9 protein-coding genes are annotated in these 18477 nt (G+C 42.8%); all 9 read right to left on the bottom strand.

What is annotated here, in order from left to right; translation table 11 throughout:
- Positions 1-202: 202 nt before the first annotated feature.
- Positions 203-850, bottom strand: coding sequence for a 3-keto-disaccharide hydrolase (locus tag P2W82_RS14905; protein WP_336516699.1), 648 nt, complete (start codon positions 848-850; stop codon positions 203-205).
- Positions 851-875: 25 nt separating this feature from the next.
- A complete protein-coding gene (locus P2W82_RS14900; RefSeq protein ID WP_336516698.1) occupies positions 876-3200 on the bottom strand; it encodes a GH92 family glycosyl hydrolase in 2325 nt (774 codons plus the stop codon).
- A complete protein-coding gene (locus P2W82_RS14895; protein WP_336516697.1) occupies positions 3197-5434 on the bottom strand; it encodes a GH92 family glycosyl hydrolase in 2238 nt (745 codons plus the stop codon). The genes P2W82_RS14900 and P2W82_RS14895 overlap by 4 nt, the downstream gene beginning before the upstream one ends.
- 492 nt (positions 5435-5926) lie before the next feature.
- Entirely contained in the window at positions 5927-8074 is a 2148-nt protein-coding gene (locus P2W82_RS14890; protein ID WP_336516696.1) for a c-type cytochrome domain-containing protein, read from the bottom strand.
- 13 nt (positions 8075-8087) lie between these two features.
- Positions 8088-9539 (bottom strand): DUF1501 domain-containing protein, encoded by a 1452-nt coding sequence (locus P2W82_RS14885; RefSeq protein WP_336516695.1) that lies wholly within the window; start codon positions 9537-9539, stop codon positions 8088-8090.
- Positions 9540-9549: 10 nt separating this feature from the next.
- Positions 9550-11868: a PSD1 and planctomycete cytochrome C domain-containing protein gene (locus P2W82_RS14880; RefSeq protein WP_336516694.1), complete on the bottom strand. Its 2319-nt coding sequence runs from the start codon at positions 11866-11868 to the stop codon at positions 9550-9552.
- 11 nt (positions 11869-11879) lie between these two features.
- On the bottom strand, positions 11880-13448 hold the full coding sequence (locus tag P2W82_RS14875) for a hypothetical protein (protein WP_336516693.1): 1569 nt from the start codon (positions 13446-13448) through the stop codon (positions 11880-11882).
- A gap of 7 nt (positions 13449-13455) precedes the next feature.
- A complete protein-coding gene (locus tag P2W82_RS14870; RefSeq protein WP_336516692.1) occupies positions 13456-15714 on the bottom strand; it encodes a beta-galactosidase in 2259 nt (752 codons plus the stop codon).
- Between the two features lie 22 nt (positions 15715-15736).
- Positions 15737-18376, bottom strand: coding sequence for an alpha-mannosidase (locus P2W82_RS14865; RefSeq protein WP_336516691.1), 2640 nt, complete (start codon positions 18374-18376; stop codon positions 15737-15739).
- Between the last annotated feature and the right edge of the window lie 101 nt (positions 18377-18477).

Below are 18477 nucleotides of genomic sequence, written 5' to 3'. Positions count from 1 at the left end.
TCGCCCGCGATATACTTTGTCGGTCATTGCGGGTGTGATAAAAAATCCAGTCGGTTTTGTCGAAATGGTTTACACTCCTCTACGATCTGTCGACTACTTTGTATTGCCTTTGCGGGCTGTTTTCTCTGCGTTCTTTGGCTATCAGAACATCAAACCGCAAAGTGAACAGCCAGGAGATTCGCGAAGAAACAGCCAGGTTAATTTAGGGCAACATCTTTATGCTAACGTCTTTGTACAACACTTTGCTTTTCGGGTCGTGTCCCTGCAAGGCAATGGTTCCTGACGAAATAATTCGCTTTTCATTTCCTTTTGTCGGAACGTAATCATCAGGCTGAGTATACTCATTGATCACTTTATCATTCAGTTTCACTGTGATCGTTTTATCTTTAACAATAATGTGTTCAACATACCATTCATTATCTTTTACATACACTTCACGAACATCTTTTAGCCCGTAAACACTGCCTGTCTTACGCCAGTCACCTTGTGTCTGGTTAACCTGGATCTCAAATCCCTTTGCAGGCCATCCAGAATCCTGGTAAGCAGTCTGAATAAATATTCCGGAATTGGACCCTGGGGTAGTCATCAGTGTCACCTTCAATTCAAAATTTCTGAAATCGTGATTGCCTACTGCGCCTTCATAAAACATATGCGAACGGACACCATTCACTACAATGACGCCGTCTTCAATTTTAAAAGTTTCGGGATGTTCATTGATCTTCCAGCCGTTAAAAGATTTTCCATCAAATAATTTAACCCATCCTTTCTCCTGCGAAACACCAGCCTTGCCAGCACAGGATGCGACTACAATTGCAACGAGGCACAGGTATAGGAGCGTTTTTATTTTCATAATTCTTTTTTTTCGATCCGATGATTTATTTGTTGCCGGGGTCGGTTGAAAACGAATATGGGAGATCTGCATCAGCAACCCCTCTGCTCTTATCAGGCATGCTCGTCATCTTCATATCGATCGTTGCGCCATCAGTAAGCATTTTGTGGCTGATCCAGTTCTTTGTATAGTTCTTTCCATTCACCGTCATAGAGGCAATATAACGATTCGCTACACCATTTTGCGGAGCATTAATGGTTAATGCTTTTCCATTCGGCAATTTCACCGTCACTTTCCTGAAAAGAGGCGAACCAAAAACATATTGATCTGTGCCAGGAGCGACAGGATAAAAACCCAGCGCTGAAAAAATATACCAGGCCGAAGTCTGTCCGGTATCTTCATCACCACAATATCCTGCTGGTCCGCTATTGTATAATCGATCCATAATCTCTCTTACCCAGTATTGCGATTTCCATGGCGTTGCTGCAAAATTGTACAAATACACAACATGCTGCATTGGCTGGTTGCCATGCACATACTGACCCATATTTACAATCTGCATTTCCCGCATTTCATGAATTACGTAGCCGTACCAGCTTTCGTCAAAAATCGGGGGTAATGTAAATACGGAATCCAGCTTTTTTACAAATTTATCTTTACCTCCAATCAATCCGATCAGTCCATTCATATCGTTAACAGATGCCCAGGTATAATGCCAGCTGTTTCCCTCGGTAAATGCATCACCCCATTTGAACGGATTGAATGGTGATTGGAAACTTCCGTCTTTGTTTTTTCCACGCATCAGGCCGGTGGATGGATCATAATGAGCTTTATAGTTCATAGATCTTTTCGCAAAAAGATCGACTTCTTCTTTTGGTCTCTTCAATGCTTTTGCAAGCTGATGAATAGTAAAATCAAGGTATGCATACTCCAGAGTGCGGGCAGTATTCTCTTTCACACCCACATCATAAGGTACGTATCCCAACTGATTGTAATAAGTAACACCTAATCGACCCACACTGCGGATATCCTTTGGAGGCTCACTTACAGTATTCTTCAAAATACCTTCATATAGTTTATTGATATCATAACCGCGAATGCCCTTGATATAAGCATCCGCAATCAGGGTTGCAGAATATGCACCAAAAGTAACTCCGCGATGATGACCCGGACTGGTCCATTCCGGAAGCCAGCCGCTTTCATCATATGCATTAGCCAATCCCTGCAGAATCTGTGCGTATAATTCAGGATACATCAGGCTAAAGAAGGGAAACAGTGCGCGGAATGTATCAAAGAAACCATTGTCAGTGAATAAATATCCAGGGAGAACTTCTCCGTTGAACGGACTATAATGCATGATTTTCCCGGCTGCATCAATCTCATAGAATTTTCTCGGGAACAACAGGCATCTGTAAAGACATGAGTAAAAAGTTTTCGCCTGTTCAACGGTGCCACCTTCTACTTTCATTTTGGAAAGTTCCTTGTTCCACAGTTGTCTTGATCTTTCTTTGATTGTATTGAAATCAGCATTCCCAACTTCAAGCAAATTTCTTGCTGCCTGCTCGTGGCTGATAAATGAAGAAGCTACTTTCACTTCAATTGTCTCTCCTGCTTTTGTTTTGTATGATATAACAGCACCAGCATGATTGGAAGTCTCAGTTAACTTTCCTGGAGTTAAAATTGAATCGCTGAATGTTGCGGAATTCAGAAAGCCTTTTGGAAACTGCAGTACAAAATAGTTTTTGAAATTATCCGGAACACTTCCTTTGTTTTTTGTAGTGTATCCTACAATCTTATTCTGTTCAGGGATGATGGTAATCGAAGATCCCATGTCCAATGCATCAATTACAATAAATGCACTATCGGTTTCAGGGAATGTAAACCTGAGTACTGCGGCTCTATCTGTCGTTGTAATCTCCGCCGTGGTGTTATATTCGGCGAGATATACAGTGTAGTAATGTGGCTGCGCTATTTCAGTTTTATGGGAAAACCAACTGGCGCGGTCATCTTCATTGAATTTTATCTTTCCCGTTCCAGGCATCACAGCAAATTGACCATAGTCGCCGATCCAGTTACTCGCCTGGTGTGTTTGTTTGAATCCGCGAATCTTATCACTATTGTATTCATACATGAACGGAGCACCGGCCTTTCCTGTTTGTGGTGTCCAGAAATTCATTCCCCAGGGAACAGCAACCGCAGGATAGGTATTCCCGTTTGACAAAATCATTTTTGAATCGGAACCGACTAGTGTACTCACATAATTGATGGGCTCTCCGAAATGCTGAATTATCTGCGCATTAATGAATAATGGCATTACCAGGCTCAATACCAGAAATTTTTTGCTAATGCAGTTTACCATAATCAATTTCATTTCATCCGGTTCTCGATGTCTTTCTTTTGAATTTCCAAAAACGAAGGTGGTAATCTCGACTCATCTGCACCCCATTTTTTATTCGGCAATTTTCCCATAACAAATACCAGCTTACCGCCATTCATCAACTCATCATGCGTAAACCAGGAACGATTCAATGACTTTCCATTCAGTGTTGCTGTCTGTATGTATTTATTCTCTGCTGAGTTTTGTTTCGCTTCTATAATCATTTGCTTATTACCGGGAAGATTGATCGTTGCTTTTTCAAACACAGGACTTCCGATATGATAAATCGGAATACCTGGCGTTACGGGAAAGAATCCAACCATCGAAAAAATAATGAAAGGAGAAGTTCCACCGCCATCTTCATCACCCGGATAACCGAAAATATTATCAGGGAACCATGTTTCGAGAAGCATGCGTACACGTTTCTGTGTTTTCCAGGGACTTCCCAGGTTGTTGTACAAATAGGGAATGAAGAAACCCATTTCATTACCCATGGAATACTGACCCACCAGACCACTGGCATCTGGTTGTATTACCCAGAAATGTGGTTTGTCGATGCCAATATTTTCACGGAACAATTGATCGAGTTTTGCTTCTGCGGCTTTCCTGCCGCCCATCATTTCAAACAAATTATCGAGATCCTGTCGCGCATGCCAGTTGAAGGTGTAAGCATTGTTCTCTGTATAATATTCACGTCCCGCGAGACTGGGATTCATAGGCTCAATCCAGTTGCCTGATGAATCCCTCGGCCACATAAAGCCTTTGTCTGCACGGTACATTTTTTTGTAATTCTGTGCTCGCTGCATCAGTAATGGCTTGTCCTTTGCATTTCCGGAAACTTCGGAAAGCTGCGCGACAGCCCAGTCTCCATAACTCGTTTCCATCGTAACAGATACCGATTGCCTTCGCTCCCAGAAATTCGTTATTTCTTTTACATACTCTTTTTCATTTTCGTATAGTCCGGGAAGGTATCCCTTTCTGTTATAGAACGAATCCAGCCACGAAACTGCTGGTCCGTTTTGCCAGGGTAAGAGCGTTGCTTCAAGCGCATTTTTTTTCAGTCCTTCGTAAGCTTTCTTTATGTCGAAGTCTCGGATACCCTTTGACCATGCATCATTCATCCACACCGCGGTATAATTTCCTGTCATTGCGGGCCAATCGCCATCAATCAAAGCGAATCCCGGCATCCATCCACCCTGTTCGTACATTTTGATGTACGATCTGATGAAATATTTTTGCTTTTCAGGATTCAGAATCATTTGCAAAGGATATAGTCCGATGGAGAAATCATATATCCAACTGTCGACATAAAAAGGTTCATTGGTTTCGTGCACCTTTTTATCATAAGCACTGTAATATTTTCCGTATTCATTGATATCTACCATGCGCTCACTGGCGCGATACATCGCGGTGTAGAAAACACGCTTCTGGGATGTTGTTCCCCCTTGTACGCTGATTTGGTTTAATGTTTTGTTCCAGACATTAATTGCACTCTGACGATACACACCAATGTCCCAGCCTGTAATTTCTTTCTGAAGATTCTGTTTCGCCTGGTCTCTACTGATAAACGAAATGCCATAACGGAAAGATATTTTTTGAGCAGCATTGCTGAACTTCAAAAGTAATGCAGAAGTGCCGGAGCCTTCTTTAAATTCTGATCCTGAAAATGCTGTATTGAGCTCTGCATAGAAATACGCTTTCATTCCTAAAAACTCTTCTACACCAGAAATCATATTATTTCCTGAAACCGCCAACTCCCCTTTCTTGCTGACCAACTGCATCCGGAGAAAATGTTCTCCTTTTTCAGGAAAATTGAATTCAAAAAAACCTGCTCTTGCGGTCGGCACAAACGTCACCTGGATGTCATCTTCTTCTGCGCGAACATAGTATTGATAAGGTTTGATGATCTCTTCTTCACGAATCATCTTTCTTTCCCAGATATCAACACCGCTCCCCTGCAGTGGGAGTATGCCAAATACATTTGCCAGGCGATGCGAAGGTGAGGTAAGAGGAAAGTACCTGATCTGGTCGTCCAGGTGATCTCTTCTCACAGGAAAAACACGAACCATGCTGTTGGGAAGATGTACTGTTGGCAAAGCCGGACCTAGAACTTCACCTACTGTACCAATGGTTGGATCAACATAGTCGAGAACATTCAATTTGTTCTGTGCATATATGTTTGAGAAAACAGAAAAGAAAAGAAATAAAATCGTTGATAAAACTCTCATGAACAGCTTCTGATTATATTATGGCAACCGTAATATCCGAGATTTTAAAGATAGGGAAAAATCAGCATCTTGTATATACAAGTTGAAATTATTTTAAGTCAATAGAAGTTGTTAGGCCGCAGGCAAAAGGCAAAAAGAGAAAATAGCGGGTAGCGATTAGTGCCAAGCACCCATTCTAAAAGAAAATAAAGTTGAAAATTTTTGAAGTTTCGTGCTTTTCACAAATTTCGGAAAAACCCGCCAGGTATCCGATACTTGCAAGTATCGGATACCTGGGAACTTTCAGCAAATTCGAAAGCATTTTTGGAATTTCCAAAGTGTTTTTCCCGGAATCAAATGTATTTTTCTATTGATTGGCTGTATTTGTTTTCTTGGCAAATCAGAACATATATACGAAATGTTTCAGCTAAGTATTTAATGCTTTACATTTTTCTGCAGGCAAATCTGCGGGGTGATACTGATAACTTAAACACCTGCAACATACAACCTCCCTTAATTCAGCAGCACTTCATCAATAAGTAAAACAGAAAGTTTGCCTTTGGCTTTGTGCCAGGAAGGAAAAGTTTGCGGATGAGCAATGATTTTAATCCACTTTAATTTTTGGCGATCGAAATTAATTTCCGCTGAAGAAATATTGAGCTTCTCATCTTTAGAGGTGACCGGCAGATTTTTTTTTCTAACCAGTTTCAAATGCTGAACATCCTCACCACCCCAGATTTCCAAGGAACCGGGCGGAAAGAAACCAGCTGGTGGATTCGACAAATAATTTATAGTGACAGAACGGAGGTTGACGGTATCATTCAGTAACAGCAATAGCTCCATGGGGAATGCTGAAAATCCCACCCAACGGTCGCCGTACTGACTGTAGCCTCCGATCTTCCCATCGAAAAAACTCTCCGTTCCCAAAGCCGGAAAACGTTCGTGAACAGCTGTGATCAATTGAACAGCATCAGGTTTATACCGGCTCTTATACAACCTGAACTCAGTTATATCTCCTGAAATCCATCCGGATTTGTATGCCCTTGCTTTTATCAGAACAGATTTATCAACTTTATCTTTTCCATTGTAAACAGGCGAAACAATACTATCGGGATCTTTGCCATCAAGTGTATACCTGATGTCAACACCGGGAATTGGGTGTTTCAATTGCAGGAAGGCAGTTTCGCTGAACACCGAACTGGAATTTTTCAATTGAACTTTATTCAGTTGAAGCATCATTTGATCCTCTTCTTCATTCCCTGCATTAATTCTGATATGTTTATTTGCTGCAACGAGGCTGCGGATATTTTCCTTTGAAAGTCCTGAATTCCAGAAAGCAAGTTGATTTAATGATTTGGCCGCATTCAAATATCGCTGTAAAGATTCCATTTCCATTTTTGTACCCGTTAAGGAAAGCGATTGCAGGTGTTCCAACGGTAATAAATGAACCAGGCCCTCAGCTGTAATCTGAGTAAAATTCAGGTTCAATCGCCGCAGGTTAACAAAGCCTGCGATGTGTTTAAGGTCATCATTTGTTACAGGAACTTTATGCAGCTCCATTGAAACGATCTGCTGTTTTACACCCACCAATTCTTCAATTGATTTTGCAGACCAGCCTCGATTGTTAAAGAAATTTACGGCCAAAGCGGGAGAATTGGCAGCAATGGGCCTGACCTTACGAAAATCATTATTGAGTTTCTCCATTTTACTTTCATCCGTCGCAGCAAAGTCAAATTTTTCTTCTTTGCGAACCGGCAGAAAAGCGATGGCCATTTTTCTTAAACTATCCTCTTCAGGATAAGAAGCAATTTTTACATTGAATCTTGCGCTGTCTTTTATCCACGCATTGATCAGATCTTCTTCAGCCCTTGACAATTGCGTTTTGCCGGCAGGAGGCATATGTTTTTTATCGGACTCCGGAAGATGAATTCGTTCCATGATCAGGCTCAGTTCAGGAGACCCATGCACAAAAAGCCTTCCAGATTTGCCACCCTTCAATAGCATTGCGCTATCGGTCAGGGATAACTGCCCTTTTAATTTCGATGGATTGTGGCAGCCCTGGCATTTTGCCGCAAATACCGGCCTGATCAGATCTTCATAAATCATTGCATCTTGGAATGCAACCTGTTTTTGCTCCTGCGCTGAAGTCAACGGACCTGTAAGATAACCGGACCCGTGTGTAAGCTCACCCCCATAATGCCCGGAAATTATCAACACAACAGTCCCCGAGATTGCAAAAATCCGCGCGGCAATAATTTTTTGTGAAAACCTTTTGTTGAATATGTAAAGAATTACAGCAATGAAAAATAAAACAATAGCTCCCCACTGATGAATAAAAAGTATCTCATCATTGTATCCAGACTCCTTTGAAAGGAAGATTCCCATAATTGCGGTTAGCCCTGCCAGTGCAGCTCCGGCAAAAAGAAACCATTCCTCCATTGCACTCCAGGTATTATTTCCTGGAGTTTTCTTTATACATACAAAAACGAATGAAATCAATAGCAACACTATCGGGAAATGCAACAGAACCGGGTGCATACGGCCAATAGATTGCAAAAGGTCTGGTAATTCAATCTGATCCAGGAAAAGAAGAAGGAACAGGATAAAAGCAGATAGAGCGATTAATACATTTACCGCAATCTGTTTATTGACTGTTTTCATCCGTGCGAGTTGATTATGCGATAATTCCAGGTACCAGTTTCCCTGCAACATCGGTCAGGCGATAACGACGACCGAGATGTTTGAATATCAGCTTTTCATGATCAAGCCCCAATTGATGAAGTACGGTGGCATGCAGATCATGTACATGTACAGGGTCGCGTACAATATTGTATCCGAATTCATCAGTTTCTCCGTATACAATTCCGGGTTTTATTCCACCCCCTGCAAGCCACAGACTAAAACAGCGTGGATGATGATCGCGGCCATAATTTTCTTTTGTAAGTAATCCCTGGCTATAATTAGTACGACCGAATTCTCCACCCCAGATCACCAGCGTTTCATCAAGCAACCCTCGCTGTTTTAAATCAGTAATCAGCGCTGCCGATGGCTGATCTGTATCTTTCGCCTGTCCTGCCATTTCCGTTGGCAGGTTCTGATGCTGATCCCACCCCTGGTGATAAAGTTGTACAAAACGAACGCCGTTCTCTGAAAGTTTTCTTGCAAGCAGGCAATTGGCTGAATATGTGCCTGCGACAAGACAATCCGGTCCGTATAACCGAACAATCTCGTCTGGCTCTTTTGATAAATCCATCGCTTCCGGAACAGCCATCTGCATCCGGTAAGCCATTTCATACTGACTCACTTTCGAGTGAATTTCAGGATCTCCCAATTCTTTAAACGAAAGTTCATTTAATTCTGCAAGCCTGTCCAATGTTTTCCTGCGATCCTCTCGTGTCATCCCCTCCGGATCCTTCAGATACAAAACAGGATCTTCTCCATTACTGAACTGTACTCCCTGGTAAATTGAATCAAGAAAACCATTTGACCACAATTTGGAATACACGCCCTGCCCATTTCCCTTTCCTTTGGACAGCAATACTGTAAATGCAGGCAGGTTCTCGTTTTCACTTCCCAATCCGTAGCTTACCCATGAGCCCATGCTGGGCCGGTTGCCCTGTTGTGCTCCGGTTTGAAAAAAAGTCAATGCCGGATCGTGATTGATTGCCTCTGTATGCATCGAACGAATAATACAGAGTTCGTCAACAATCTTTGACATATAAGGAAATAAATCACTTACCCACGCCTGAGATTCACCGTATTGCCTGAAATCAAAAAATGACCCAACAAGAGGAAAAGATTTCTGACCAGAACTCATTCCGGTTAGTCGTTGCCCATCACGAACTGACGCTGGCAACTCCGTTCCCCAGAGCTCCCTGAGTTTAGGTTTATAATCAAACGATTCAAGATGTGAAGGCGCGCCGTTCTGAAAAAGATAGATCACCCGTTTTGCTTTTGGTGCAAAATGTGCGAGACCTTTCATCATCGTTTCTTCCTCTTCCTTTCTTTTAAAAAGATCCGGTATCAATAGCGAACCAAGTGCCACGGATCCGACGCCGACAGCAAGCCGTGACAAAAATCTGCGTCGATTAATATGTAATGCATGTTCATAAAGTTCCCTGTACATACACGAGGTTTTACCGAACAATAGTTTCTTCGAGATTATAGATCGTATTTATCACTTTAGTCAATGCAGCGAGTTGCACAATATCAAGGTTGGTATCGATTTTTGATTCACCGTATTGCAACAATCTGACAGCCTTCTCTTTTGTCAACGAATTCAGCTCTTCATTATAAAATTTCATGAGCACATTCATTTCCCCACCTGTTGCAGTTCTGCATTCAATTCTTCTGAAAGCCCGGCTGATCATCTTATCAGCACTCTTCTCTTCGTTCATCATTTTCGCAGCATGAAGTCTTGATGCTTCAAGGACTACCGGATCATTCATCATCACCAATGCCTGCAATGGTGTGTTTGTTTTCAACCTGAATACTTCACACTGATCCCGGTTGCTTGCATCAAATATCATCATCGAAGGTGGAGGTACAGTTCGCTTAATGAAAGTGTACATACCGCGACGATATAATTTTTCCTGGTGGTCCTGTTTGTAAGTACCAAGAATACCAAAGCTTCCCCCGGTGGACGCTGCTGCCTCCCATAACCCCGATGGCTGATAAGGCTTAACACTGGGACCGCCGATTTCTTTATTCAAAACACCTGCAGAACCAAGAATGATATCTCTCACTGTTTCTGCCTTTACACGGTTTCGTGAAGAATAGCTCAGCCATTTATTCTCCGGATCTTTTTTGCGTTTATCCGGATCCGTTATTACCGATTGACGATACGTTGCAGACGTAACCATCTGCCTGACCAGCCTTTTTATATCCCAACCATTCTCTCTGAAATCTACGGAGAGCCAATCCAGCAATTCCGGATGTGTTGGTAACGCTCCCTGCATTCCGAAATCCCCGGAAGTTTTTACAATGCCGGTCCCGAAAAATTCCTGCCAGAGAAGATTGACAAAAACGCGCGCCGTAAGCGGGTTTGCAGAATCAAAAAGCCATTCGGCAAGCCCCAACCGGTTCTTTGGCCAGGATGGTTTAAAGGGAAGAATGGCCTCGGGTGTCGAAGGATACACTTCTGTTTTGTGCTGATCATATTGTCCACGGTCAAGTATATACGATTTTCTTGCAGTATCCCGTTCGCCCATGATGGAAACTATCAGCTTTCCGGTGTCTTTCTTATTTACAAAATGTAGAATCGTGTTTGCGTCTTCATTTGAGATAGACATAAAAGGCTTCTTAGCATAGGTCTCAGGCCCACCAATAACCGACTCCTGCCCGACTTCTGTCACGTTGTTGAAGAATGCGAACAACTCGTAGTGTTCCTTTTGTGAAAACGGGTCGTATTTATGATCATGACAATGGGCACATTCCATTGTAATACCAAGGATTGCTTTACTGAAAGTGTTTGTTCGATCAGTAACATATTCCACACGATACTCTTCATCAATTACACCACCCTCTTCAGTGATTTTATGATTGCGGTTAAATCCGGTAGCAAGCAATTGTTCTTTAGAGCGATCCGGCAAGAGATCACCTGCTATCTGCCAGCTCACAAAATCTTTGTACGATAAATTTTTATTGAAGGCATAAATCACCCAGTCGCGCCAGGGCCATTGTGTACGATAGCCATCATCCTGGTAGCCGTGTGAATCGGCATAGCGTGCGAGATCCATCCAAAGCAGTGCCATCTGTTCACCATAAGATCGCTGTGCGAGCAGGGTATCTACTATCTTCTCGTAGGCATTTTCGGATTTGTCATTCAGAAAATCATCCATCATTTTTTCTGATGGAAGAAGTCCTGTCACATCGAGGCTCACTTTTTTAAGCAACCTTTCCCTATCTGATTCCGGATTGGGCTTTGATTTTCTTTCTTCAAGAGTATGGAGTATAAAACGATCGATTTCATTTTTGGCCCATGCTTCATTGTCAACTTTTGGCACCGCAGATTTAACCGGTGCTGTAAATGCCCAATGCTTTTCGTAGGTGGCCCCCTGCCTGATCCATCTTTCAATCAACCGGACCTCAAAACTATTGAGAGAGAGATGTGAAGAAGGTGGCGGCATCAATTCGGAAGTATCTTCGGATGAGATCCTGCTGAAGACGACGGAATTCAGCGGATTGCCCGGAACTATTGCATATTGACCAGGGGATTCCTTTAAAACAGCATAAGCGCTATCTGCAACATCTAACCGAAGTCCGGCCTGTCTTGCATTTTTATCGGGTCCATGACAGGCAAAACATTTATCTGATAGAATGGGCCGGATATGAAAATTATAGCTGACTTTTTCCGGCAACCTTTGATCATCTCCTCCATCTTTATTAAAACATGATGGAATTGAAAAAAATCCCACTGAAATCAACAAAACAATATGAAATGATTTCTTTTTCAATCCAACTCAAATTAAAAACTCACCACCAAAGGAATTTTATCAGATGATTTTGGGAGTATAAACACCAGCCATTCTCCATCTGCCTTACTTTTCAATGACTTTCCGTTGATCAGCACTTTTGCTTTTGCAGGATCCATCTTTTCTTTTATCCTGACTTTTACCACCTGGTCCTTTTCACTTTGGTACTCCCCCGAAATCGATTTGTCTTTCATCAGGTAGGTAAACTGAATGCCGCGCCAGTCGATCGTCTGACCAAAACCAGCAGTCCAAAAATCTGCAGGAGCCGTTGGAGAAAGTTCAATTGATCCATCAAGACCAAACTCAACTCCAAACAAAAATCGTTGTGTAATCCGGATCAGGTTCGCGGGATACTCATTGTATTTTTTTGCGCCATAACCACCTTTGGCATTGTATCGCTCACGCCAGTAATACCCACTATCGCGACCTTCTTTGCAAACACGTTGAATACTTTCTACGAGTCCTTTTCCATCATTCATATTAGCTCTTGCCCAAGCTTCGATATACCAAACCCTTCCCATCGCTGCAAGATCCTGGTTGTCAGCATACGTAGTCTCCCAGGCTTCATAGGTTTCAGGCTTTGTTGAAATACCTGTCGGCATCCCGTTATAATAGAAAGAGGGCTGACTGATCAGGTTTGGCCAGAGTATAATTTGCTGTTCGCGGGTAGCCATATGCGTGGCGATCGATGTCCAGTCTACATCGGTATAACCATGATTCGATATAAATCCTCTTTCCGGATTATAGTACTCTGCGAAATGATCTTTCATCCAGAAACGGTTCTGAAAATTCGATTTGATTTTATTTGCAAGTGCTGTGTACTTTTCAGCTGATTTTTTATCGCCGGCAATGGTGTTTAATGCAGCCAGTCTGTAAAAAGCATCTGCTGCATGACCTTGTGATACACCATCAAATTCTACACGTGTGGGTCGCTCCACATAGTAACCCGCGCCTCCGACATCTCCTTGTGCATTCACCATCGAGGCAAGATAATCAGCTGTTAGGTTGATGGAAGGAAGCTGACTGATCAGCCATTGTTTGTCCTGAGTGAATCGAAAAATCACATCAGCATTCTGAATATACGTCGGACCTGCCAACGGCTTCAACGGATCTTTTGGTACCCAATGTTTGTACAAACCTCCATTGGGATCTACAGGCGCCTGGAATCCTTTTGGCCCGATCATTTTTCCAGCTTCGGCAGGAATAATTGCAATAGGTAATTCTCCTTTTGATTTCTGAAATCCACGAACATAATCCCAGTTGCCCTTTACTACTTCTGTTTGTCCCAGCCAAAGCAAGGCGTCACTCATCTGGTGCCCATCCAGCGAAGGATACGTGTTGCCATAACCGAAACCAAGACCGTCGGCGCAGACTGAAAAATATCCGGGAAATATTTTGTTGTTGACTGCGGCCAGTACATTTTGTGATGCGGCCTTTTCATATGCTTCTGTGATGTTTTTATCAGGAAGAATAAGATTAGTTGCAACCTGGGCAGAGGCAGAAACAGAAAACAGACAACTGAAAACAGAGTAAACAGCCAAATATCTTTTTTGTAGAGTCATGTCTTTTTTATTTCCTGATAAAAATATCTGCAAATCTGGGAGGAACCTGCAGTTTCACTCCGCTACCAGATTTCAAAATAGTTTCGCTATATAATCCTTTAAAATCCCCCGGACTATTCAGATTGACAGTGACAGATTTATCCATCGCGTTTTGCACCGTGATGAATTCTGTTTTCCCACCGTTCTTTAACTCATCAACACGAACAGCATTAATCTCTGGAGAATTGAGTTGTAAGGTTTTCCTGATTCCAGCTTTATCACAAATCCTGGTTAGTAATTTTGCCAGACCGGAATTTTCTTTTGATGCACCGATCCCGAGAGATCCGGAATAATAATGCACATATCCCTTCCCTACTGGTTTTGAAATGGCGACAGGATGGTCTTTTTCGAAATAACCTTCAACAGTAAATCCTGTTCCGGAAATTTCGGCATACCTCAGCGCCGACCAAAGTACAGTTCCATCTTTAAGTTGAATCGGGTAAAATTTCCCACCGGTTACACCAGTAGACTCGAGTAGCTTTTTTGTCTCTGCATTCATTGGTCCGGCAGAGCTAAGCGCTTCGGATTTATCCATTTGCAAATGAAAAGAAGCTGTCGTGAAATCTTCTTTGATACCAAAAGCTTCGGCCAATCCCAATCCCGGCATATATCGGCTATGCCTTCCAGTTGATCCGTTATATCCGCCCGTATGTGCTTCTGTTAATAGGGTTCCGCCTCTATTTACCCAATCGATGATCGACTTCGCTTCTTCATTAGTGAGATAATAGGCAGATGGAAGAATCAGCAATTTTATTCCTGCAAGATCTCCGGCAGAAAGCATATCTCCGGAAACATAACGGTAGCCATAACTGTTCCAGTAGCAGGTATTCGCATATCCGAAGACGTTATCAAAAAGATTCGTCAGGTTTCCATACATGCAGTAGTGAAAAATCTCATTCTTCCTGCTTTTCCAGATACCAACAGGTGGTGCATCCGGAAAAGATTTCATCAGGAGATTGGTATGCGGACTCAATTGTTTCCAGAAAGTTCTGATACCCCTGGTTACTTCTCTGTCTGTCCCATCCGTATTCACCAATCCCCAGGCGGGTGATTCATTCCCCAGTATTTCTGAACGGTATTGCCAGAAAACAATGCCTTTAATTCCAAGTCCGAGTTGCGGAATGATGTCTCTTTGTAATGCTGCGAGATCAATTTTTCGCTGATGCATAGAAATGCCGCCGCCGTTGATGTGGTTTTCGACGTTGTAACAAATCTTTCCGACTCCGGCGGAAATCACCTGCGGGGTAAACAATGGGCCTGCATTCATTGTAGCAGCAAATACATCACCCAGTTTCGCCACTTCAAAATCATCCGTGCAGGTACTTACTGCATTAAACGGAATCATGGTGTTGGGCACCACATGAAGAAAAACTATTTTGGAAGGGTCATTGGCACGTACAATTTCCATTCTCCATTTTGCTTCATCCGTCATTACAGCAGAATGAAACTCTCGCCAATCGATAAAATCAACAAACGTACTATGGGATCGGGGCATTTCTACATATTTCCACTCCGGATAATTTCTACCCCATACATAGTTTAGGCTTTTCAGATCCTGATATTTTTTTTGCAGATAGATACGAAAATCAGCTTCGCAATATTTGCAATAACAAACCAGTTTTTCAGTATCAATTGGTGAACGCTGCGGGAACGACAATTCAGGTTCATTCCATACATCCCACATATTTACAGCCTTGTATGGCTTTAAAGTTTTAACTGCTTCTATCAGAAATTTCTGACGCTCTTTGCGTGCGCCGGGATGAGAATAACAGGGACCGGGATGTCCTCCGATATGACGATGACCAACCGCGAACGGTTCAATGATTCTACCATTATTCATCACCTGTCTGGCATCCGGATATTTTTCAAAAAGCCAATGCGGTGATACATCAAAGAGGTTGTTTATCGTAATATTAATCCCGTACTTTTCTGCAATGGTCAACAGCTGTTTAAAATCTTCAAAATCGTATTTGTCCTCTGCAATATGCGACCAACGCCACTGCATCAGGAATTTCACATTGTTGAAGCCCAGCTCCTGCATCTTTTTGAAATCGCCATCCCAAAGTTCCGGTTCGGGTATGGGTGCGCGATAGTAAGCAGATCCCCAGAGAAAAGGATAATTTTTTGCATCAGGCCGGTCCACCATTCCGGCTTTACCTATTGCAGGTGATATACTCAACCCGGCTGTTGCCATCGCAGAATTAACTAAAAATTCCCTTCTCTTCATAGTCTTTGGATATATTCCGGTGCTACGCTTTCCAGCTTATACGAAATGTTTTTATTTCGAAACCACGTATTGCAAAGCTCACACCATTACCGGTTGTGTTCAATTTTGAGATCGGATCTTCGATAAGGTTCACTTCAGAAATCTCTCTTACCGGTCTGTTAAATTTCAGGTTTACAGCCTGTTTTGCATTCCCGGTTGACTCATATACACGTACGATTGTCGTTCCATCAGCACCAGGTTTTACCGAAGTTAGTATTACTGCAGGATCTGAAATTTCCAGCAGGTTCCATTTTGAAGACAGCTTTCCTGTATGCGGTTCTTCTTTCCGGCAGATCAGTGGATTATTAAAGCAGAGTCCTGCAAATGCAAGATCGGCTTCCTGCCAGCCACCTTTATGAGGGAGCAATGCATAATTAAACTCCATCGTTTTATTGAGTTGTAAACCCGTGTCAGAAGTCATCCAGGGTTCATACCCACCGAAATAAGGGTAATCGTCGATTTTTGCCGACCGCATCAATGAAACCATCATCGTTGAATTGCTCGTGATGTTGCCTGGCAAACCACGGTTTAAAACTGCAAGTCCTTTTGAAGCGTCACTATAGTCCGCCCAGTTCTGTGCAGGGAATTCCATTGAATCAGGTCGTTCAAATGCACCGAAAGGAATTTCATGCATAATTTTTCCATTCTGAATACTGGTGGGGAACATCACCTGGTATCTGACAAATTTTTCAGTGTTGTATAGGGTAGTGAAAATATCGATGCGTTTTAACCCGGTGTATAAACGAACGCGCGTAGAAAATTTATTTGCCGCACCAAAACCGTGACTAACCGAAAATTCACTGTACACCGGACCACGACGTATTACGCCTTTTTGTCCGCGATATAAACGTTGATTGCTCAGGCGCTCTTTTTCAGTGGTGGGAACAGTTTGCTTGGCAGTATTCTGAACCATTCCACCGGTAAGATTATGGTACAGTTCCCAGAAATCGCCTCCATCATACTGCCTGGAAACAACATTTGCTGGAGCTTTCAAAACTTCCCATTGCTGGGCTTTGTCGTAAACGCTGGTAATAGCACCACTGTTAAGATCAATTTTGATGCGCCAGAATTCATTCTCTATCTGATCTTCCGGAATATCCTGTTTCAATTCTGCCGCAGTTTCTTTTTTCCCTTTAAGCCTATAAAGTTTGTAGCCAAGTGACGGTATCTGCTTCGCAACAAAAATGATACGTGCCGTACGAATGGAACCGTCATCATATTTTTCCTGGTGCATGATCTCCGCGGGAACCTCTGCCCCTTTATCATCGGTCAGAAGTATTGAATTGATACCGGTTTCAAGGAATGCGATATCGGCTTCTGCAACATCATCGCGAACCAAACCGAGACTATTAAATACAATCACTGCAACGCCATCACCTGTTGTATTTATCTGGCCTGATAAATAGTCAAGATTTTCTTCCAGCAATTCTTTCCCCACCTGCTCTGCATATTCATATCCACGGACAGTATCTGCATACACATGATCCGTCATTACGCCTGACATCAGATCATGTGCCTGGTTAAACAGCGTAGGCTCCCAGGCTTTCCAGATGAGGCTATCGTCGGTTTTTCGCCCGAATATTTCATTTAGCGCTGCAGTTTTTTCCGCGGCAGTAAGTATTGTTTCAACATCACGCAGTTTTTGTTTCAGTTCTATCCTGCTGCTGTAAATTCCCTGGAAAACGGGATTTAGTTCTCCGCTGTAAGTCTGCCGGTTAGTACGTTTCCGAACGATCGCTTCATATGCTGTCGGTACAGAAAATTTAAGATCAAATTGACGTGAACTATTTTTATTATAAGCGCGAACAAGTTCCGGTAAAACCTCCTGTGGATTCTGCACGTCCATACCGGCAAGACCTACCCGATTCTTTTCGCCCTCCATATTCGGAGTAAGTTCATTAAATTCCCTTTCAACAAATGTTGTAAATTCTTTTTCGGTTTCTGGTACCCGTGAGAGGTTCACATAGCTCTGTGCCAGCCAGATAGCATCAATCGGAGTGCCATCCAAAGATTTCCAAATAAATTCGGCCGGAAAATCCTGTCGCGGTACACCTCGCTGGAACCAGACGGAATTAAATCCTGCAAGGCGTAGAATCTGCGGCATCTGCGCGTTATGCCCGAATGTATCCAGTGCCCAGCCCGTTGTGACGTCAACACCGAGTTCTTTCCGGTAATAATGTTTCCCATACAGGTATTGACGTACGATAGATTCAGCCGAAGGCATATTATTGTCGTGCATGGAATCCATGGCGCCTACGATCTGTAAGCGCCCCTGTTTTACAAACTCCCGGAATGCCAGGGATTCTGATTCATATCGTTCCAGGAAAGGTTTTACATAATTGACCTGATCGAGTACAAAAGTGTATTCGGGATATCTTTTTAGCAGGCTCAGCGCTGTAATGATGTGCGGGTGACCCATCTTGAGGTAGGCCTCACGGGTCGCGAAAACAGCGCCTTCCCAATGTGTATGCGGGATCACATAGAAAGTACCCTCAGGCGCCAGTGGTCCTTTGCCCCATTCATCGGCTGCACGTACTGTAAGACCTGTTGCAAAAACACCAAGCGTAGTGATTGCGGAATTAAACAGAAATTTCCTTCTGGAGTTTGTTGATTTTACATTCATAAAGCAGCAATTGTTTGGCAATCCGTTGATCAATATGACCAACTTGTATATACATGTTTAAAAATAGGGAAATCAGCTTGTATATACAAGAAAAGTTGGGA

The sequence above is a fragment of the Pollutibacter soli genome (assembly GCA_029269725.1).
Classification (GTDB): Bacteria; Bacteroidota; Bacteroidia; order Chitinophagales; family Chitinophagaceae; genus Pollutibacter; species Pollutibacter soli.
Note: the sequence above shows the minus strand (reverse complement) of the source record. Positions and strands in the feature narration are given on the sequence as shown.